Annotated in this window: 20 protein-coding genes and 1 pseudogene; 9 read left to right on the forward strand and 12 right to left on the reverse strand. The window is 65.2% G+C overall.

What is annotated here, in order from left to right; translation table 11 throughout:
* The first annotated feature begins 26 nt into the window (after positions 1 to 26).
* The gene (locus BLV94_RS44260) at positions 27 to 329 is read left to right on the forward strand and encodes an antibiotic biosynthesis monooxygenase family protein (RefSeq protein ID WP_072951103.1); all 303 of its coding nucleotides are present in this window, start codon (positions 27 to 29) and stop codon (positions 327 to 329) included.
* A 46-nt stretch (positions 330 to 375) separates the two neighbouring features.
* Here BLV94_RS44260 and BLV94_RS49770 read toward each other — a convergent pair whose 3' ends face one another.
* The 3 genes from BLV94_RS49770 to BLV94_RS44270 form a co-directional block, all read right to left on the reverse strand.
* Positions 376 to 534: a hypothetical protein gene (locus BLV94_RS49770; RefSeq protein ID WP_167372224.1), complete on the reverse strand. Its 159-nt coding sequence runs from the start codon at positions 532 to 534 to the stop codon at positions 376 to 378.
* Positions 535 to 969: 435 nt separating this feature from the next.
* A complete protein-coding gene (locus tag BLV94_RS44265; RefSeq protein WP_072951104.1) occupies positions 970 to 2,127 on the reverse strand; it encodes a hypothetical protein in 1,158 nt (385 codons plus the stop codon).
* Entirely contained in the window at positions 2,127 to 3,074 is a 948-nt protein-coding gene (locus BLV94_RS44270) for a metal-dependent hydrolase (protein ID WP_072951105.1), read from the reverse strand. Before BLV94_RS44270 ends, BLV94_RS44265 begins: the two co-directional genes overlap by 1 nt.
* Before the next feature lie 247 nt (positions 3,075 to 3,321).
* On the opposite strand from BLV94_RS44270, the gene BLV94_RS44275 reads away from it, so the two are divergent.
* The gene (locus BLV94_RS44275) at positions 3,322 to 3,936 is read left to right on the forward strand and encodes a TetR/AcrR family transcriptional regulator (protein ID WP_072951106.1); all 615 of its coding nucleotides are present in this window, start codon (positions 3,322 to 3,324) and stop codon (positions 3,934 to 3,936) included.
* Between the two features lie 99 nt (positions 3,937 to 4,035).
* On the forward strand, positions 4,036 to 5,328 hold the full coding sequence (locus BLV94_RS44280) for a wax ester/triacylglycerol synthase domain-containing protein (RefSeq protein ID WP_072951107.1): 1,293 nt from the start codon (positions 4,036 to 4,038) through the stop codon (positions 5,326 to 5,328).
* A 139-nt stretch (positions 5,329 to 5,467) separates the two neighbouring features.
* On the opposite strand, the gene BLV94_RS44285 is transcribed toward BLV94_RS44280, so the two are convergent.
* Complete coding sequence (locus BLV94_RS44285) at positions 5,468 to 5,833, reverse strand: YtxH domain-containing protein (protein ID WP_072951109.1); 366 nt, start codon at positions 5,831 to 5,833, stop codon at positions 5,468 to 5,470.
* Between the two features lie 190 nt (positions 5,834 to 6,023).
* The gene (locus tag BLV94_RS44290) at positions 6,024 to 6,431 is read right to left on the reverse strand and encodes a VOC family protein (RefSeq protein ID WP_072951113.1); all 408 of its coding nucleotides are present in this window, start codon (positions 6,429 to 6,431) and stop codon (positions 6,024 to 6,026) included.
* A gap of 240 nt (positions 6,432 to 6,671) precedes the next feature.
* Between BLV94_RS44290 and BLV94_RS44295 the strand changes: the two genes are divergently transcribed.
* Positions 6,672 to 7,082 carry a hypothetical protein gene (locus BLV94_RS44295; RefSeq protein WP_072951114.1) on the forward strand — a complete coding sequence of 137 codons (411 nt, stop codon included), beginning with the start codon at positions 6,672 to 6,674 and terminating at the stop codon, positions 7,080 to 7,082.
* Between the two features lie 4 nt (positions 7,083 to 7,086).
* Here BLV94_RS44295 and BLV94_RS44300 read toward each other — a convergent pair whose 3' ends face one another.
* On the reverse strand, positions 7,087 to 7,704 hold the full coding sequence (locus BLV94_RS44300; protein WP_072951125.1) for a maleylpyruvate isomerase N-terminal domain-containing protein: 618 nt from the start codon (positions 7,702 to 7,704) through the stop codon (positions 7,087 to 7,089).
* A 174-nt stretch (positions 7,705 to 7,878) separates the two neighbouring features.
* Positions 7,879 to 8,385 (reverse strand): cupin domain-containing protein, encoded by a 507-nt coding sequence (locus BLV94_RS44305; protein ID WP_072951115.1) that lies wholly within the window; start codon positions 8,383 to 8,385, stop codon positions 7,879 to 7,881.
* A 392-nt stretch (positions 8,386 to 8,777) separates the two neighbouring features.
* On the opposite strand from BLV94_RS44305, the gene BLV94_RS44310 reads away from it, so the two are divergent.
* Positions 8,778 to 9,308 carry a DUF1772 domain-containing protein gene (locus BLV94_RS44310; protein ID WP_072951118.1) on the forward strand — a complete coding sequence of 177 codons (531 nt, stop codon included), beginning with the start codon at positions 8,778 to 8,780 and terminating at the stop codon, positions 9,306 to 9,308.
* Positions 9,309 to 9,502: 194 nt separating this feature from the next.
* Here the strand turns inward: BLV94_RS44310 and BLV94_RS44315 are convergent, their stop codons facing one another.
* Positions 9,503 to 9,787 (reverse strand): DUF1905 domain-containing protein, encoded by a 285-nt coding sequence (locus BLV94_RS44315; RefSeq protein ID WP_072951123.1) that lies wholly within the window; start codon positions 9,785 to 9,787, stop codon positions 9,503 to 9,505.
* A 294-nt stretch (positions 9,788 to 10,081) separates the two neighbouring features.
* Here BLV94_RS44315 and BLV94_RS50080 point away from each other — a divergent pair, with 294 nt between their 5' ends.
* The gene (locus tag BLV94_RS50080) at positions 10,082 to 10,441 is read left to right on the forward strand and encodes a dihydrofolate reductase family protein (RefSeq protein ID WP_208613729.1); all 360 of its coding nucleotides are present in this window, start codon (positions 10,082 to 10,084) and stop codon (positions 10,439 to 10,441) included.
* Between the two features lie 269 nt (positions 10,442 to 10,710).
* Positions 10,711 to 11,010: an MDR/zinc-dependent alcohol dehydrogenase-like family protein gene (locus tag BLV94_RS44325; RefSeq protein ID WP_072951124.1), complete on the forward strand. Its 300-nt coding sequence runs from the start codon at positions 10,711 to 10,713 to the stop codon at positions 11,008 to 11,010.
* Positions 11,011 to 11,126: 116 nt separating this feature from the next.
* On the opposite strand, the pseudogene BLV94_RS44330 reads toward BLV94_RS44325, so the two are convergent.
* Positions 11,127 to 12,492, reverse strand: a pseudogene (locus tag BLV94_RS44330) (HNH endonuclease signature motif containing protein).
* Positions 12,493 to 12,645: 153 nt separating this feature from the next.
* Here BLV94_RS44330 and BLV94_RS44335 point away from each other — a divergent pair.
* Together BLV94_RS44335 and BLV94_RS44345 are read left to right on the forward strand one after the other, a co-directional pair.
* Positions 12,646 to 13,875 (forward strand): integrase catalytic domain-containing protein, encoded by a 1,230-nt coding sequence (locus BLV94_RS44335; RefSeq protein ID WP_074933937.1) that lies wholly within the window; start codon positions 12,646 to 12,648, stop codon positions 13,873 to 13,875.
* Between the two features lie 861 nt (positions 13,876 to 14,736).
* Positions 14,737 to 15,771 carry a LacI family DNA-binding transcriptional regulator gene (locus tag BLV94_RS44345; protein WP_072951127.1) on the forward strand — a complete coding sequence of 345 codons (1,035 nt, stop codon included), beginning with the start codon at positions 14,737 to 14,739 and terminating at the stop codon, positions 15,769 to 15,771.
* Positions 15,772 to 15,858: 87 nt separating this feature from the next.
* Here the strand turns inward: BLV94_RS44345 and BLV94_RS44350 are convergent, their stop codons facing one another.
* The 3 genes from BLV94_RS44350 to BLV94_RS44360 form a co-directional block, all read right to left on the reverse strand.
* Positions 15,859 to 16,674 carry an ATP-binding cassette domain-containing protein gene (locus BLV94_RS44350; RefSeq protein WP_072951781.1) on the reverse strand — a complete coding sequence of 272 codons (816 nt, stop codon included), beginning with the start codon at positions 16,672 to 16,674 and terminating at the stop codon, positions 15,859 to 15,861.
* 5 nt (positions 16,675 to 16,679) lie between these two features.
* Entirely contained in the window at positions 16,680 to 17,738 is a 1,059-nt protein-coding gene (locus BLV94_RS44355) for an ABC transporter permease (protein ID WP_072951783.1), read from the reverse strand.
* A 61-nt stretch (positions 17,739 to 17,799) separates the two neighbouring features.
* The gene (locus BLV94_RS44360) at positions 17,800 to 18,828 is read right to left on the reverse strand and encodes a substrate-binding domain-containing protein (protein ID WP_072951186.1); all 1,029 of its coding nucleotides are present in this window, start codon (positions 18,826 to 18,828) and stop codon (positions 17,800 to 17,802) included.
* Between the last annotated feature and the right edge of the window lie 22 nt (positions 18,829 to 18,850).

Below are 18,850 nucleotides of genomic sequence, written 5' to 3' on the forward strand. Positions count from 1 at the left end.
ACCGTGCGAAGTCGCATACTGTGCGGGTGATCTTGGAACATGCACTGCTGTCCGTGACCCCAGACAGGGTCGCCGAGTTCGAATCTGCATTCGGGCAGGCCGAGTCGATCATCTCGTCGATGCCCGGATTCCGCCGGCTGCAGTTGTCACGCGGTCACGAGCGCCCGAATGTCTACCTGCTGCTGGTCGAGTGGGATGAACTCGAAGACCACACCGAAGGATTTCGTCAGTCGAGTGGATACCAGCAGTGGAAGGACCTGCTGCACCACTTCTACGATCCCTTCCCGGTCGTGGAGCACTACACGCCTCTCGATGTGTCTGCCCTCTAGGGCGACGTCGCGCACCAGGCCGAGGGCAGCACAGCGTCCGCTACAGCTACGGGGAGACTGCGGTGCCCGCACGCCGGGCGGGCGAGCGGTCGTCGGCGAACATGGCCTCGATCCTCGACTTGATCTCCGCTGTGCTCATGGAGCCGCCGTGGCGGGGCGTCCGCGACACGGTGGGAGTTGCCGGGGTGATCGAGACTGTCGCCATGCGTCCTGCTTTCGTCGGGTACCGATATGTGTGCCTCAGGGTCACGTCTGTGATCTGGTTCACATCGTGGCCGACTATGTTGTACACCACATACCCGGTCGTGTGCCACTCGGCCCGGTGGCCATGTGTCCGGGGTATCGAAGCCGTGTCGTTCGGCGAATGGACAGGAAGTCCGGCCCCGGTACAGTCGCCCGAATGGATGAGGAGGCGGCCCCGAACCGTCGAGAGCTCCGGCTGGTGCAATCCCCGATCCGTCTATCGCGCGAACAGGACGAAGAACTCCTCGCCCGGTCGGTGATCGATGCGCTCGCCGGTGGCCGGTCGTGGGAGCAGATCGGCACTCGGCTGGGTGTGGCCGCTCCGACCGCACACAGCGGTCCGGTCACCGACCGGGACTGGCAGGAGGCGGTCGTCGATCACGAGAATGCGCGACAGCTATCGGACAGCGTGTGGCGTCCTTTCGCCGGAGACAGGACCATGTCCGTCCACGGAATTCCGCGGCACCGTGAAGGTGGCGGCGACGCACAGAATCGCGATCGCGAAGCAGGCGATCGTGTGCCAGATGTTTCCGATGGGATCGCCGTTGCTCGTGACGCCGTCGACGGCGGCGAGGTAGTCCGGTAACGCAGTCCCCCACAGCAGGCCCATCACGCCGAGGTACACCACGCTGTAGACACGAACGAAGTTGTTCGAGTAGGCGGGAACGTCAGACGTCCGCCCGCGCAGCCGCGACCACTGTCGCAACAGGACCGGGATCGCGACGAGCGTGACGACGACGAGTTCCGCCGCGTAGAGGAATCCCCGGACCGTGGTGCTCTCCATCCCGAGGATGGTCGCGGGGATCGGGAGGATGAACGTGCCGGCCGACGCCAGGAGGCCGATTACGATTGTCCGCCAGACCAGTTCGAGTCCGGTGAAGGTTCGGCCCCGGTCGGTGTGGCGACCCACGAAGAATTGGACGCACAGTGCCAGCGATATCGGCCACAGTGCCGCGAACACCACGACGCTCGGCAGTGGGACCGCATCGAACATGGGCTGGTTGACCGGGTTGGTGGTCGACCATTCCCACCACCTCAGCTGCGGTCCGAGCTGGTCGAAGATCTCGTAGAACGCGTGGTGCACGAAGCCCACGCAGACCGCGCCGACGAGCACGCCGTATTTGCGGAAGACGCCGAGCATCCGGACGAGCTCGAAGGCCAGCGTGGCCATCAGCGGATAGATCGCGATGATGTACAGGGGTAGCCGGCCCCACAGGAAGTCCACCGTGAACACGTTGTGCGCGAACATGGTGTCCACGTGTTCCTCGATCCCGAACGCCGCCGGAAAGTACAGCGGCGGTTCGATGACGAACAGATACGCGGTGGCGCCGAACCAGAGCGCCAGGGTGGTCGGATCGCCGCTGCGGCGCCAGCGCAGGATCGCAAACACGAGTGCGAGCACCGACCCGAGCACGATCGTGAACTCGAGAACCGGCAGTGTCCAGTTCTCCAGGGCCAACGGATTGCGGAGCTCGACGAGTCCACCGGCCTCGGCGCACGAGAAGCCGAGCGCCGTCGACAGCTGGTCGAAGGTGGGTGAGCAGAGATCGATCATCAGTTGACCACCGCCGCCGCGGACTCGGTCCGACGTTCACCCGACTCGGCGGTGTACCAGCGGGTGCAGTCGTAGCCGGCGTCGTATCGGATGAACCACTCGTCGGCGAGCGCGGGCAGCTTCTCGTGGGTCGGGTTGTGCTTCGGCATCTGACTCCGGACGACGCCGGCCAGGGCGGTGAGTTGTTCCCCGCGGGGGAGGTCGTCGAACGCGCGCGGCATGATCCCTTTGCTCAGGTAGGGCGCGAACGCGGTGAGCAGCTTCTGCTTGGTGCGGTGCGTCGCGAACATCGACATCGAATCGACCTTCCGCTCCCTCAGTGGGACGTGCTGGTTGAACCCGGCGCAGGCGATTCGGACGACCTTCATCACATGCGTGAAGATCGAGGGCGCCATCCTCATCCGGTACAGCTCATCTCCGACAAGGGAATTGAAGATCGCCAGCGCTGAGCTACGGTGTTCGACCTCCTCGACGAAGTGCCAGATGAACAGGGACGCAACCCGGTCGTCGCCCGGCCGGAAGAGGGTCGCGTCGTTGTCGAGCATCAGCTTGAACACCGGTGTGAACGTCGCCTCCAGGTCCGCGGTGTAGGCGAGTCGGTAGTTCAGGCTCGTCGCCTCGGTGAGGAGGTCGTACTCGCCGATCACCGCGTCGAGCGTGTTCTGGAGTCCCGGATACCGCCTGATCAGGGCCTTGACGTGCTGACGGTGCGCGGTCGAGTGGTGGCCCTCCTGGCGCATGAACGCCACGGCCTCCTCCGCGACCTCGGGAGTCATCAACGGTTTGGCCTGCATGATCGCCTTGACGATCATTTTCTCGAAACCAATGGCCAGGAAGGAGATCGCGTTCGACATGCTCGACCAGGCGGGGTTGTCGGGGTTCCAGAGGAACGGGACGTCCTGTTCGTCGAACGCGAAATCCATCTTTCTGGGATGCAGGTCGGACATGTGCAATTCCTCGTCTCGTGCGGCATGAGTGGACTGAAGTCTGTGGGCAGGTGGAGACCCAAGGCTCAACAACATACACAGACCCTAGTCTCTGTATGATTACTTTTCGACAGATTCGGGGAGAACTGCGGTGGCCGGAAGCGGGACGCGCTCGCGGTAACCTCTGAGTCCAGGTCGGGCACAGTGCCGTCGTCCCGTGCAGTCCGTTCGGGCCGACGACGCAGTGCGAGAGGTAGGGGCACGGGCAATGGCAGGCAGGCGTGGGTGGGGTGGCAGCCCACCCGGAAGTGACGAGGAAGCGTCCCGGCGAATCGTCATCGCCGCAGTCGAGCTCATCAGCCGGAACGGCACGGCGATCAGCATCGCGGATGTTGCGGAATCCCTCGGTGTCATCCGTCAGACGGTGTACCGGTACTTTCCCAGCACCGACTCGCTTCTACGAGCTGCAGCCATCGCCGCGGTCGACGGATTCCTCGACCGCCTGACGGAACACGTCGCCGGCATCGAGGATCCCGCGGAGGCTGTGGTCGAGGCCGTGATCTACACACTCAACGAAGCGCCCCGCGTTCCGCAGCTCGGCCTCATGCTGTCCGGTTCCCATTCACATACCGAGGGAATCACGTCCGAGGAAGCCCTCGCCTTCGGAATGACGATGATCCGGCGCTTCGACGTCGACTGGGAGCGGCACGGCTACGGGGAGCACGCCCTGCGTGAGCTCGTCGAGTATCAGTTGCGGACGATGCAGTCGTTCTTCATCTCGCCGGGAAACCCGCCGCGTAGCCAGGACGAACTGCGTGCGTATCTGCGCCGATGGGTCGGATCTGCGGTCGCCGTCACGGGGAGTCCGGCGTCCACTGGATGAAGTCCGTGGGCCGTGCCGGACGAGCGGCGCAATCGGGGTTGCATTCCTGGTTCGACGTTCCTGGTTCGACGAGGTGCAGACGCGAATAGACTTGCCGAGGTGACCCGCGAGGATCCCGATCGGCTCTCCGCCGACGATGCCCATATTCTGGGGCTTGAATCGGCGGTGATATCCGGCCATACCCTGAAGCTGGTGATTCTCGAGCCCGCCTCCGGCCCGCTGGACCTCGATGCCCTGCGAACTGCGGTGGCCGAGCGCCTTTCGAGCCAGCCGCGCGCGACGCAGCGGATCGACACCTCGGGTTCGGAGCCGCGCTGGACCGCGGCGACCGCCTTCGACATCAGCGACCACATCCGGCGCCGGGAAGATGCTGCGTGTGCGTCGCGGGCCGATCTGTGGCGGGCCGTCAGCACGCTGATGTCCGAGCACCTCGACCGCGAGCGTCCACTGTGGACGCTCGATCTGATCGGACCCCTAGGCGACGGGCGCGAGGCGATCGCCGTCCGGATCCATCACGCGATGGCCGACGGGATTGCTGCGGTGCGCTTCCTGGACGACGTTCTCTGGGATCGACACGCCGAACCGGGCCCGCGCGAGTCGCGACCGGGTGTTCGCACCGATTCGACGCAGCGTTCGAAGGTCGACGAGGTGCTGCGGATGCCGGCGGCCATGCACCGTGAGCTCGGCCACCGCGGCTCACGCTCGCCTTTCGACCGTCCGATCAGTGCCGCCCGCGAGCTCGCGTTCACCGTCGCCCCGCTCTCGGAGCTGAAAACCATAGGGGCCTCGCGTCCCACTCGTGCCACCGTCAACGACGTGCTCCTGGGGATCGTCGCCGGCGGCCTGCGGAGCTGGCTCTCCGCCGGAGCGGGGGCGCTGCCGCGCCTTCGCGCTCAGGTTCCGGTCAGCCTTCACCACCGAGATGAGGGAGCGGAGGTCGGAAACCGCGATTCCTTCCTGAACATCGATCTGCCGCTCGCCGAGCCGGATCCGCTCACCCGACTCGACCGGATCAGCGCCGAGACCAGGAAGCGCAAGCACCTCGACGACGCCGACGAACTCTATGATCTCTTCCACGCTCTCGGACGCGTGAAGCGCGTCGGGGAGGCTGTACAGCGACTGGCCGGGAGTGCGCGGGAGTTCAGCCTCGCGATCTCGAACGTCCCGGGCCCGCCGGTGCCGGTGAGCGTTTCCGGGCGCCGGGTGGAGCGACTCTTCTCGTCCTCGGAGCCGGCCGTTCACCACGCGCTGCGGATCTCGGCGATTTCCTGCGCCGGGATCGTCGGAATCGGGCTCTGCACCGACCCCGAGGCGCTGCCCGATGTTGCCCGGCTGGCGGTGGCGATGGAAGATTCGTACGCCGAATTGCGTGACGCCGCATCGACGCCTTGACGTGTGCCTGGATGGGTACACGGACACCACGGCATCGAGTTCCGCATCACTCCGGCGTGCTCGCGACTGCCGACTACATGATTCCCCACGGTGACGGCTCGCCCGAAAACCTCCAACGCGGGCAACGAATGATCCAAGCTCACCCCGCAGATTCGCCGCGCGTCGGCGGAACACCGGCCGTTGTGTCCGCGTCGGTCGGAATGTGGGCCGCCGGAGGCGGGGTCGCAGCGTCACCCAGCGACGCTCCGTTGGTGGGCGCAGTCGTCGAGTTCGTGTCGGTGTGCCGGTGGGTCGCCTTCTTCGCCAGTTCACCGACCTTGTGCTGCACTTGCGGCGCCTTGTGCTTGACGGTCTCCGTCGCGTCGCTCACCTTCTCCTGCACGGTGGGGTTGTGCCAGAGTTCGATGGACTGATGCCTCATCTTCTCGTAGGTTTGCCGGCCGGATCGGGTGCCCAGGACGAAGCCCACGGCCGCGCCCGCCGCGAAGGTCAACACTTTCTGCATGACATCTCCTGACTGTTGTGTGGCTCGAGCGGGTCAGTCGGACCGTCGTCCGAATGCCCTCTACACAGCGTGCCCGCAACTGAAGAACCCAAACGCACATGCCCGCACTGTGGATCGGCCCGCGGACGCGGTGGTGAACGCCATCAACATGACGGCGCCTCAAACGAGAGCGCCGAGTGGTCGGTATTCATCATGGCGTGGCTATCAGCACTTCCCCTTCGAGGCCGTCGGGGTCCCGGAAGAAGACGCTCCGTGCAGTACCGAAGTCGTTGATGGCTCCATCGCTGGCGGCCGCGTCGATCAGCCGCTGCCGGATCACCTCGAAGGCTTCCGGTGAGGCCGCCTGCAGACCGACGTGGTCGATGCGACCCCGCCCCCACATCGGTGTCTGACGCTCGGCTTCGGTGTTGCCGTCGATCACGAAGATGTTCAACTCGGTATGCGGGCCGATCCGGATGACGGTCATCGTTTCTCCTCCGTCGCGGCCGTGCGGCCGCGTCGGTCCGACGTCGGCGTCGAATACGTCGGCATAGAACCTGCCCAGGCGGGCGGCGTCCTTGGATATGCAGGCAATATGGTTGACCCCATCGAGCAACATGATGTCCTCCGCTCTACATTCGGCGCTGGAGATCTCATGGGTCAACCGTCGCATATTCTGCTGCGCGAATCAGGGGGATCGCCGGGGCATGAACCGGACAGTCGCGGGTACTCCGTGTGGACGCTGCGCGCGCAGCAAGCGATGGCGGCGCGCCAGCCAGGTCTTCCGGCCTGAATTCCCCCTTGTTCGGGCCGGAGGGCCGCCTCGAAAGATGCTGAGCACCAGTATTGTTCAGGAACAATGCCAACGATAGCGGCACCGCCCCCATGCTTCGGGGGCGCGTACGCCCTCACCCTCACGTACCCGAAGGTCGCGCGCGCAGGACTGGACGTGCCGCGGGACCTCACGGTCCGGAAACCAGGCAGCTCCTCGGAGCCGGTGGTGATCGTCGTCGAATCCGACTGCTTCGACATATTCGAGACGCAGGGATGGACACCGGAGCCGTCCGCGGAAACCAGCGATGCCTCGCGGACTTACATGACCGTCGATCCACCGCGCGGGGACACCCTCACCCTGGGTTTCGACACCTACATTCAGCCGTCGAGTCAGCTCGGCCACTCGGTGTCGGTGTCGGTGTCGGAGAAGGGAGTCGATGTGGGTTCGCCATCTTCCTGTCGGCACAGTCGACTCGGGCTGACGAGAACGCGGTGACGCGTCAGAGCACCGAGTAACCGGCTGGCAGGGGAAGGCGGCCGGTCAAGGCCAGCAGCGCAGCGGGTGCTGTTCCCTGTGCTGCGGCCAGGCCACCGATCACGGCGAACGTCTCGGCTACCGCATCGTGGGGGACATCGGCGCTGACGCCGAGGGCGGCTGCCAAGTCGCAGGTGTGCACTGTCAGCTCGAGGGTTCGGGTCGGGAGGTAGCCCTGCAAGGTCATCGTCCCGAAGGGTGTGCGCACCAGGGCGGTGGCCGGCGTGGCCCGGACCTGCTCGGGTACCCGGGCAACCAGAGCGCTCAGCGTAGCCATCGGGTCCTCTCCGAGGGCGGCGCCGGCGGCGCGTCCCCGCTGTGCCACTGCTGCGGTGTCAGCCAGGGCACCGGCGATGGCCAGGTAGTACGCAACGGCATCAACCAGGTCTACCGGGCCGGAGTCGTCGCCGGCGACGTCGAGGTAGGTCTCCACCGTCGTCAGCGACCTGCTGGTGTGCCCCAGCAGGTCGCGCACGGACCACTCACCAAGACCGGGGGAGTCATAGTGACCTGTCGCGGACGCGCTGACTTCGAGGAACCGTCGGGCGGCACTGTCGAAGGCTCGAGCAGCTGGACCGTCCATCAGCTCAGTATTGCAGCCGCCAGTGTTCACCGCCCGCACTCGGCGCCATCCCAGTCTGCCGGCGTCGACAGCGGGAATCGGGCCGTCATGAGGCGCGCGCGGATCGGTCCTGTGGCCGGTACCTCTAGCTCGGTCTCAGCCGCGACCAGTGAACGACACCGCACATGGCGGGGCTCACGTCGGTGTCAAGCCGTATCGGGCGATTACGTCGGGCAACCAGTCGGGTTCGCCGAATTGCAGTCCGTAACGCTCGGCAATTTCGGCGATCTGGGTGACATCCGGCGCGCCGGCGGCGATCAGTTCAGACATTTCCAGGAAGCAATGTTCGAAGCCGGCCGGACTGATGATCTCGATCATGCGCGCCGGGGCGCCGCCGGCGTTCCACATGGCGTGCATTTCGCCTCGCGGTTTTGTGATGTATCCGCCGGATTCGAGAACGGCCTCCCGGTCGCCGGAGCGGAACCCGATTACACCCTGAGTAACTATCGAGAATTCGTCCTCCCGCGTATGTAGATGCGGCGGCACCAGCGCACCGACTGGGAACGGGTGCTCGACGACAGACAGCACCCCACCGGTGTCACGGCCCCAGAGTTTGAATTCGACCCCAATCGGGCCCAGGTCACCGGTCTGTCCGGTCCCCGGCGGCACGACGACCAGCGGTGGGGGATCGGTTACGCTCACGCTTCTCGCCTACTCACCGACGTTGACAAATCGGGTCACAAGTTCTCTGATCAACTTTCCGCCGACGGCGCAGAAATTGTCAACGGTCTCGGGGCATAGCCGATTGATGATCGTGGCTCCACGATCGATTCGCGAGTGACGAAGAAGTCCGACGGTGCCATGGCGTCAAGACCGAGACTGATTTGAGGGACCTTTACCGTCGCGCGAGGTCGCTCGCCCAACGCACGATGGGCAGATGGCCCGCCGCCAAAGCGGATCCATCACCGGCCACAGACAGACCCTTGCTTGTCGACGAAGAGCGTCAAGGTGGCGACTATGGAGTTGTGCGGAATTGTGGCCAACGCAAACGCCGCCGACCGGAACCGAACGAGTGAGAGATCCGGAGTGGCTCAATGGCTCAGCCCGCGAGTGCCCTGCCTCCTCGCGGACCCGCGACCGGGCCCGCAGGCCGCATCATCGCGACCGCCGCGGTTGCCGTTACCTCGGCCTTCGCCGGGGGCGCCCTGCTCACACAGACCGTGATTGTTCCGCACTGGCGGGAAATGGATCCGGCCGCATTCCTGTCGGAATTCGCGAGCTCCGGGCCCGCGACCGGAGCGACGGTCTTCCCGTTCGAGGTCGCCTCGGTCCTGCTGCTGAGCATGACGACGTACTCGACCGTCACGAATCGCCGACCAGGCCGCCTTGCGTGGGCTCTGGCGACGACGTGCATGGTCGGGACCTTCGTACTTCTCCCGATCTACTTCCTGGGTGCGAACCTGGCCATGCTCGACCCCGCCTTCCCACCCCGGGCCGTGCACGCCGAACTGACCTCCTGGTATCGCTGGAACTGGATACGCACGGGACTGGGCCTTGCCTCGGCCGTCCTCTCCTGCATCGCACTCACTGCCAGCCGACGTGAGAACGCCACCACATCGAGGTGATGCTGGGGGCAGCAACTACATCTTCCGGCGAGAAGCCGTGACCGAAGGTGCCTTCGGGTAGCGCTGGGAGCCCACGCTGTGCGTGTTCGGCGATCGTCTTGTCGCTCGAGGATCCCCGGCGAAAGGCTCACGGTGGGCAGGCCCATCCCGAAAGTGGATCCCGTACCGGACGTCTTCCCGTTGGTGAGTTCAGTTCAGTTCAGTCGCTCGGTGAGGTGTACCTCGACGTCGTCACCGTCGTTCTTGCCGATCGCCTTGCGGATGGCAGCAGCTACGGGCAGCTTGTGGGTGCCATCTCCCAGTGCCATGAACGCTCCGGTGAACGGGTGCGCGTCGATGGTCCCGGCAACCTTGACCAGACCACGGGTACCGAATATCCGTGCGGAGTCGGGTAGCTGCACGCACGTCCACGTGTCCCCGGGACGGACCTTGCTCAGCCGGCCGGTGAAGGTGATGTCCAGGGGTCGGGGATCTGCCATGCTCTTTCTCCTTCGCGGCCCATACGATGGTCGTTCATCGATCAACCCAGAAGCGTCCATCCCGCCAGTGGCGCATAGTGCGCACAAGGCTACTGCCGAAGAAACAATCACTGCGAGTAGCCGCTCGAGAAGTACTGCCCGTCTACGCTCACAGCGTGCCGTAGGAGGTGAATGATATGAACAGCTTCATTCATCTGGCTGCAGACAGCTGGAACTTCTGGTCCCCGTTTCCACCCGCAGTAACATCCTGGCTGGTCGATGTATTGGACCAGCTTCGGAGGGCGGGAATCACTCTTGGAGGTTTACGTTTCGCTCGATGGCAAGAGCGCTGACGAGGACAACGGAATTCGAGACGTCATGATGAGCATCGACGACCCCGAGCAGGAGGAATACTTCGTCAGTCGGCTGTGGGATGCCGGGGTTTTCCTCATAGGCCGCAACACCTACGAGATCATTGCCGGCTACTGGCCGACCTCCGATCACCCGTCCGCCGGGGCCATGAACGAGATCCCCAAGGTCATGTTCTCTCGTACCTTGAAATCAGCCGTACGACTGGGACCCGGATCGTCAGCGGTGACGCGGCCGAGGAGATCGCCAAGCTCGAGGCCGAACCCGGCAAGGACCTCGTCGCCGCCGGCGGCACCGAGTTCGTGAACTCCCTGATCAAGCTCGGGGTGGTGGACGAGTACCGGCTGTGAGTGTAGCCCGCTGCCACGAGCAAGGGGGCGCCGCTGTTCCCAGAGTTGAATAAGCCCGTGACCCTGCGTTTGGTGAAAAGCACGGCCTTCCCGTCCGGGATCCTCGAACTGGTGTATGCGTCAACCGACAAGTAGTACCGGCCCCTCCTTGCAATCGCTTGCGGCACAGGCACTGCCTTCGGCGCACTCCGGCGGGCGGACGTCACCGGGCGGGACACGGTTGCCGTGTTCGGTCTCGGATCCATCGGCCAATCCGCGATCCAGTTCGCCGCCGCCCTCGCCCTGGTCGGCCTCGGCGGAAACATCGAACTCGACGTGTCGCCCGACATCGTGATCAAGCAGATCTCGATCATCGGCTCCTACACGTTCTCCAACGTCGGGATGGGCGAATGCGCGCGCTTCGTCGCGCAGCACGGCATCGACGTCGACGCGCTGTTCACCGATCGCTGGAAGATCGAGGACGCCGAAACCGCGTACACGGAGTTCGACCTGCAGGTGCGCGGCAAGGCCGTCATCGAGTTCTGACACGGCGGGGTCTGATGCTGCGGTGTTTTGTCACGGCGGGTGCCCCGCATCCGAGTGGGGGGCTCGGATGCGGGGCGTCTGTGGTGGGATGGAGTTGTGTTGCGGCGCTGAGTCTGTCAGGCCGCAGCCGGGCCGGCCCGCCGGTTGTGCGAGGGCAGTGGTTTCCGGAAGGGGTCGACGCCGGGTGGTGGAATGAACCACGGGTGCCGGTCGTCGCCGATCTGCACCTCCCACCCGTCGTGGTGGATGAGCCGGTGGTGGAAACCACAGAGCAGGACGAGGTTGTCCATGTCGGTGAGGCCACCGTTGACCCAGTGGACCGCATGGTGCGCCTCGCACCACGATGCCGGCGCTCCGCACCCGGGGAATGCGCATCCACCGTCGCGCACGGCCAACGCTCGTCGCTGCTTTCTGGTGGCCGTCCTGCTGGTCAGCCCGACGTCCAGGGGTGCACCGTGATCGTCGAGGATCACCGTGCTCACCTGCGCATCACACGACAGATGCCGGGCGGCGGTGATCGTCAGCGGTCCCATCCAGGCCGCCCACGCCACCCCCGTTTCAGCTAACACCGCAGCCCAGTCCTCCGCAGAGGTAGGCCGGTCGCCAAAGGCTGGGTCGGCTGGGCCGGTGCCTGAAGCCTGTGCGCCCGAGTCGCTGCGGTCGGTGCCGCGGGCGTCGGCGAGGTCTCGCGCCCGCACCTGCACGCTGATGTGGGGGCGTTCGCCGGATTCGGTGCCGTTCAATCCTGCTGCGAGATAGCGGCGCAGCAGTTCGGTGAACGCGTCGGCCCGGCGCCGTCCCGGGGTGCGTTCGTCTCTGGCCCCGTCCGTGGCCGGCCGGGGTGCGGCCAGCTTCGACATCGCGGTCAGCAGCATCTCGCCGGTCACCGCATCCAGATCGCCTTTGACCGATACCCGTCCGTTCAGGGTTTTCGATGCGTGCAGTTCGTTGCGGTCGAGGTCTTCGCTCGCGGGGTGCTCGTCGCTTTCGAAGATTCGCTCCACCTTCGCGATACCCTTCTCGGATCAGGTCGGTGCGGGCCTGTGGTCCGTCCGCTGCAGTCAGCAACGCGTCCAGTACAGGACCCAGCGCGCTCAGCGGCATTCCTTTCGGCGGTCGTTCGCAGAACCGCAGAATCAGCCCCGCATGATCCGCGGAGATCTTGCAGCCGTAGAACTTTCCGGCGACCGTAGGCTGCGCCCGCAGCCCCCGTGCCAGGTTCACGATCCGTCCCGCCGCCCCCGGTTCGAGCATCGTGTGCGCCGCCAGCCACGCCTTCGCGTTGGGATGGCCCAGCACGTCGACTCGGCAGCGCGAATCCACTGCGTCCATCAGTCTCACCCGAATCGCCTCGAGGCGGGTGATCTCCGCGGACACCGCCAGCACCGTCTCGAGCAACTGCGCCTCGGTCAACCGCAGCGTGTCGACGTCGGCCGGATCACCGTCCGGCAACGCCCCCTGAGTTCTCTCCCCGTCCCCCATGAATCAAGACTAGATCGAACACCAGTTCGAGTCAAGAGAACGCGTTGACTCATCAAAAATGCCCGCGTAGACCGCTTCGTTGCCTCACGTGAGAGTGCCCGCGTAGCGGCGTGTCGACCACGTCGATGTGGTGGTCGAGGGTAGGGCCGAAGGATGGGACTGACCATGGCCGAACGCAGAGCCGTCACCACGGCGATCGCGACCCGCTACAAGCGCGCCGCCAAGCCGGGCAAGGCGAGGATCCTCGACGAGTTGTGCGCCACGACCGGCTGGCATCGCGACCATGCCCGCAAGGCGTTGCGGGCAGCTTTGATCCCGAAGGTGGTACAGCCCCGGGCAGCGCGCCCACCGATGTACGGGCCGAACGTTGTTGCGGCGTTGATCTTCTGCTGGGCGGTGCTGGGCATGCCGGCCGGGAAACGGCTGGCGCCGGCGCTGACCGATCTGGTGCCCGTTCTGCGTACGTTCGGTGAACTCGACATCGACGACGCCACCGCACTGCTGCTGGTCGGCATGTCTGCGGCCACCATCGACCGACGGCTGGTGCCCGAACGCAAGAAGCACGTCCTGCGGGGCCGCTCGCACACCAAACCCGGCACGTTGCTCAAGTCGCAGATCCCGATCCGCACCTGGGCGCAATGGGACGATGTCGTGCCGGGTTTCGTCGAGATCGACCTGGTCGGACACGAGGGCGGCAACGCGGTCGGTGAACACTGCTACACGCTGACGGTCACCGACATCGCCACCGGCTGGACCGAGAACCGTTCGGTGCCCAATAAGGCCCGCAAATGGGTGATCGCCGCGTTGGAGGAGATCGCGACGATCCTGCCGTTCCCACTGCTCGGGGTCGACTCGGACAACGGCAGCGAGTTCATCAATCATCACCTGCTCGACTGGTGCGAAAGGCGGCACATCACCTTCACCCGGTCGAGGCCGGGTAACTCCAACGACGGCGCTCATGTCGAGCAGAAGAACTGGGCGGTGGTGCGCACCATCGTCGGCTACCTCCGGTACGACACACCGGCAGAGCTGGTGTTGCTCAACACGATTTGGGTATTGCAGTCGCAGTTGACGAACTACTTCTGCCCGCAGCAGAAATTGACATCCAAGGTGCGGGATGGCGCGAAGGTGATCAAGAAATACGACACAGCGACCACCCCGTATCACCGTGCCCTCGCTCACGAGCGGGTCTGCGCCGAGGATCGAGCAATCCTCGGCGACACCCATGCCGGCATCAACCCCGCCGCCGTCCAACGCCAAATCCAGGCAATGTCCACCGAACTGATCACCCACGCCACCGCCAAGACGACACCGACCGGGCAGGCCGCCGTCACGCGGGCAATTCTTGATGAGTCAACGAATCAGACTTCGCGGGCATCTTGACATGAGGCAACAGGGAGAATTCCCTCAATTCGTCTGTGCCGATGCATGTTCAGCACGGCGCACCCCGTGCGCTACAGGGACGCGCAACGGAGTTTCCAGACAATTGGACACTTCCATCTCCGCTTCCCGGTCTACGTTCAGCAAGCGAAGAGGCAGTCCCTGCGCGACCGGGTGCCACTCACCGATACGAGGAACCACGGACGTTGCATTGACGGCTCGGAACCCCGGGAGGCCGGACGAATACCGTCGGCCCGGGGGCGGCTGCGAGTACGAATGCGCACGACCGTCGAAAACGGGAGGGTGTCGGTCTCCCGTGAGCGGCGTCCTGCCCTGCTTCAGGTACCGGGCGAAGGGCAACCGGGGGCGCCGGTGTGCCCGTCCGTATTGGCGTGCAGCGTCTTCTCCCTGGACCGAGGGCGTCGAACGGGTCCAGAGCCTGTTGATGCGCGGTGTGACCACGGCTAAGCCCTCCGCCGTGGCGTGCCGGGCTCGGGCCACCAGTTGGGGATACGTCATTGCGGTCCGCCGGGGTGACCGACCAGCATCAGCGGTGCCCGCGCGGATGCGGGTCTCGGCGTCCACAGGATGCCGGAGATTTCACACAGAGTGAATTCGCGTTCAAGGACGTCGTCGAGGCGGTGTTCGGAAGCGAAGTGCATGGTGTGCCTTTCGGGAGTGCTCGTAAAGCGGCGCTCCCGGACGACCTATCGTCCGACCACGCTCCCGCGGGCGGCGACTCCCCGTGTGGTGGTGCGGGAGTTGTTCATTGGGAGCATCTTTCGTGTATTCCTGCTAATCTTGCTGGGGTACGTGCCTCAATCAGTTGGCATCGTCCATCATTTTTACCTCGAGGGAGAAGTTGTGGCGCACGGTCGTTACAAGGTTCGGGAGATCGCCCAGCAGGCGGGCCTCAGCGAGGCGACCGTCGACCGCGTGCTTCACAACCGCCCGGGGGTGCGTGAGGGAACCCGCGCAGAAGTCGCGCAAGCGATCGCTGACCTGGACAAACAGCGTTCCCAGCTGCGGTTGGCCGGGCGAAAGTACCTCTTCGACGTCGTCATGCAGGCGCCGCCCCGATTCTCCGGGGCATTCCGCGAGGCGGTGGAGGCGGAACTGCCGTCCCTCGCCCCTGCCGTGGTCCGGACCCGGTTTCACTTCCGGGAGACCGGCTCGGTGCCTGCCATGGTCGAGACACTCGACAAGCTCGTCACACGGCCTTCACAAGGTGTCATCGTCAAGGCGCCCGACACCACCGAGGTCTCCGACGCTATCGACCGGCTCACCGAGGCGGGGATCCCCGTCGTCACCTACGCCACCGACGTGCCGAACAGCAGTCGGGTCGGCTATGTCGGAATCGAGAACCGGGCGGCGGGGGAGACAGCCGCCTACCTGCTCGAGCAATGGCTGTGCGACAGCGCGTCCAGTGTCCTCGTCACCCTGAGTAGCAACGCGTTTCGCGGCGAAGAGGAGCGCGAGATGGGATTCCGCGGCGCGCTGCGCCGTTCGGGCGGTGTCGGGGGGAGCGGCTCTCAGCGCACACTGATCGACATCTCCGAGAGTGAGGGCCTCGACACGACGGTTGAGCGTCTCGTCCTCGACGCACTCGAACGCAACCCGGACATCGAGGCGGTCTACTCGATCGGTGGCGGCAATATGGCGACCGTGCGCGCCTTCGAGAAGCTCGGCCGCCGCTACCGCGTTTTCATCGCCCACGACCTCGATCGGGACAACAAGCAGTTGCTCCGCGACAAGAAGATCTCGACCGTCCTCGATCACGACCTGCGGTCGGACGCGAACCTGGCCTGCCGCATGCTGATTCAGGGACGTGGCGGGCTGTCGGGCGTGACCACGGTGATGTCGCCGATCCGGATCATCACTCCTTACAATATGCCCTGACGGTGATTCAGGAGTATCCGCGGACGACTGCACCGCCCCGACAATTCGGGGCGGTGCAGTGTCGATGCGGACCGGGGACGGGGTGTCCTAGCGCCGGAGTTCGTGGGTGAGTGCTTCGAGTTCGTCGCCGCCGGCCATCTGCTGGGTGAGTTCTTCGAGGCTGATCTCGTCGAAGGTGCAGTCCAGTTTCTGCCGGCCGCGGTTGAGGAGCACGAAGTGGTCACCGACCATGTAGGCGTGGTGCGGGTTGTGGGTGATGAACACGACCCCGAAGCCCTGTTCCTTGGCGGCGGAGATGTAGCGCAGCACCATCCCGGACTGCTTGACACCGAGGGCGGCGGTGGGCTCGTCGAGGATCAGGACGCGGGCGCCGAAGAAGATCGCCCGGGCGATCGCCACGCACTGGCGCTGACCGCCGGAGAGCGAGCCGATGGGGGCGTCGACGTCGGGCAGCTCGATGCCCATCTTCGACAACTCGGACATCGTGGTGGCGCGCATACCGTTCGCGTCGAGGGTCTTGAGCGGTCCCTTCCGCAGTTCCTGGCCGAGGAAGAAGTTGCGCCACACCGGCATCAGCGATACCACCGCCAGGTCCTGGTACACGGTGGCGATGCCCTTGGACAGGGCCTCCTTCGGGGAGCCGAACGTGAGGGCTTCACCGTCGACGAGCAGCTCGCCCTCGCTCTGCTGGTGCAGGCCGGCCATGATCTTGATCAGGGTGGACTTGCCGGCCCCGTTGTCGCCGAGGACACCGGTGACCTCCCCGGCCTTCACGCGCAGGTTGATGTCCTGCAGGGCGATGATGTTGCCGTACTGCTTGCCGACGTGTTTCAGTTCGATCAGCGGGATCTTGTCGCCACCACCGGGTTCGGTATCGACGGGCATCTGTTCGATGGTACTCATACGGGTCACCTCTTGGCGGCGTAGTTGCGGAAGGCGTTGTTGGCGATGACCGCGAACAGCAGCATCGCGCCGAGGAAGAACTTGAACCAGTCCGGGTTCCAGCCGGCGTAGACGATGCCCTGGTTCGTCATGCCGAAGATGAACGCGCCGATCGCGGCGCCGATCGCGGTGCCGTACCCGCCGGTGAGCAGGCAGCCACCGATCACCGCGGCGATGATGTAGAGGAACTCGTTGCCGATGCCCTGCCCGGATTGGACGGTGTTGAACGAGAACAGCAGGTGCATGCCGACGAACCAGGCGGCGAACCCGACGGTCATGAACAACCCGATCTTGACCCTGGTGACCGGGACGCCGATGGCGCGGGCGGAGTCCTGGTTGCCGCCGACGGCGAAGATCCAGTTCCCGATCCGGGTCTTGAACAGCACCCAGGTGGCGATCGCGGTGAACAGCAGCCACCACAGCACGGTGATCCGCACCGACACCCCGCCGACGACGAACGAGGACGCGAACACCTTCTTCGCCGAGTCGAAACCGGCCATGTCCGAGACGCTGGGGGTGGCGACCTGCCCGGTGACGAGTTTGGTGACGGCCAGGTTGATGCCGGTGAGCATCAGAAACGAGCTCAGGGTGATCAGGAAGCTGGGGATCTTCGTCTTCATCACCAGGTAGCCGTTGAAGAACCCGACCGCGAGCGAGACCACCAGGGCGAGGGCGGCGCCGGCCCACAGGTTCAGGTGCAGGTTGTAGGCGATCATCGACGCCGCCAGCGAGCTGGTGGTGACCGCGACGCCGGCGGAGAGGTCGAACTCCCCGCCGATCATCAGCAGCGCGACCGCGCAGGCCATGATCCCGATCGTGGAGGAGGCGTAGAGCACCGTGGCCAGCGCCTCGGGGCTGCGGAACGGGGGTGCGACGACCATGAAGAAGACGAAGATCGCGATCGCACCGAACAGGGACCCGATCTCGGGGCGGACCAGCAGCCGTTGCAGGCGTTTTTGTTCCTTCACCCGTTCGTCGTGGACGACCTTGTGACTGGCAAGGTCCAGATCTTGCTGTGTGGACATGACTTTCCTTCCGTTACGCCGACGGTGCCCGGCAGTCGCGATGCTGTGCCGGGCACCGTGCTCAGCGGGTTCCGGCCTTGGCGTACTCGGCGATCGAGTCGATGTTGGACTGGTCGATGAAGGAGGGGCCGGTCAGTGTCGGCATTCCACCTCCGATGGTGTTGCGGTTGTTCAGGTACAGCCACAGCGAGTCCACCGCGAGGTAGCCCTGCAGGAACGGCTGCTGGTCGATGGCCCATTTGACGTCCCCGGCCTTGATGGCGTCGACGAGGGCGGCGTTGGTGTCGAAGGTGACGATCGTCGCGCCGCTGCCGGCGTTGGCCTTGGACTGGATGGCGGTCATGGCGATCGGTGCGCCGAGCGCGACGACGTGATCGATGGAGGGATCCTGCTGCAGTTTCGCGGTGATCGTCGCCTCGACCGAGGGCAGGTCCTTGCTGTTGACGTTGAGGATCTCGGTTTGTCCCTTGAATCCTTCGATCACACCCGCGCACCGGGTCTCGAGTGCGATCTGGCCTTGCTCCTGGATGATGCACAGCGCCTTCTTGGCGCCGTCGGCGGTCAGGCGCTGCCCGGCCGAGATGCCGGCGAGCTTCTCGTCCTGACCGAAGTACTGGGCCACGCCCTGGGCCTTGTACTGGTCCATTCCCCCGTTGAAGACGACGAGGGGGATGTCCGCGTCTGTGGCGGCGCGCACGGCCGGCGACATCGCGTCCGGCTTGGCGAGGGTGACGGCGATGCCGTCGACTCGGCTGTCGATGGCGCTCTGGACGAGGTTGGCCTGGTTCGGTGCCTCGGGATCCGAGGAATACCGCAGTTCGATATTGTCCTTGGCCGCCGCGGTTTCCGCGCCCTTGCGGATGAGGTCCCAGAAGGTGTCACCAGGAACCTCGTGCGTGATCATCGCAATGGTCGCACGGGGGGTGTCCGCGGTGCCCGAGGCCATGCCACTACCCGTTGCCTCGGGTTTGCCGCCGGTGCTCGAGCATCCTGCGAGTAACACGGCTGTGGCGATGCCCAATGCCAGGGTGGTCACCCGGCGTGTGCGCTTGCCTGTGAACGGGACGGGTCGGCCGTCGTGTGTATCCATGTGGTTGGCCTTTCGGAAGCCG

This window comes from Rhodococcus koreensis, assembly GCF_900105905.1.
Taxonomy (GTDB): domain Bacteria; phylum Actinomycetota; class Actinomycetes; order Mycobacteriales; family Mycobacteriaceae; genus Rhodococcus_F; species Rhodococcus_F koreensis.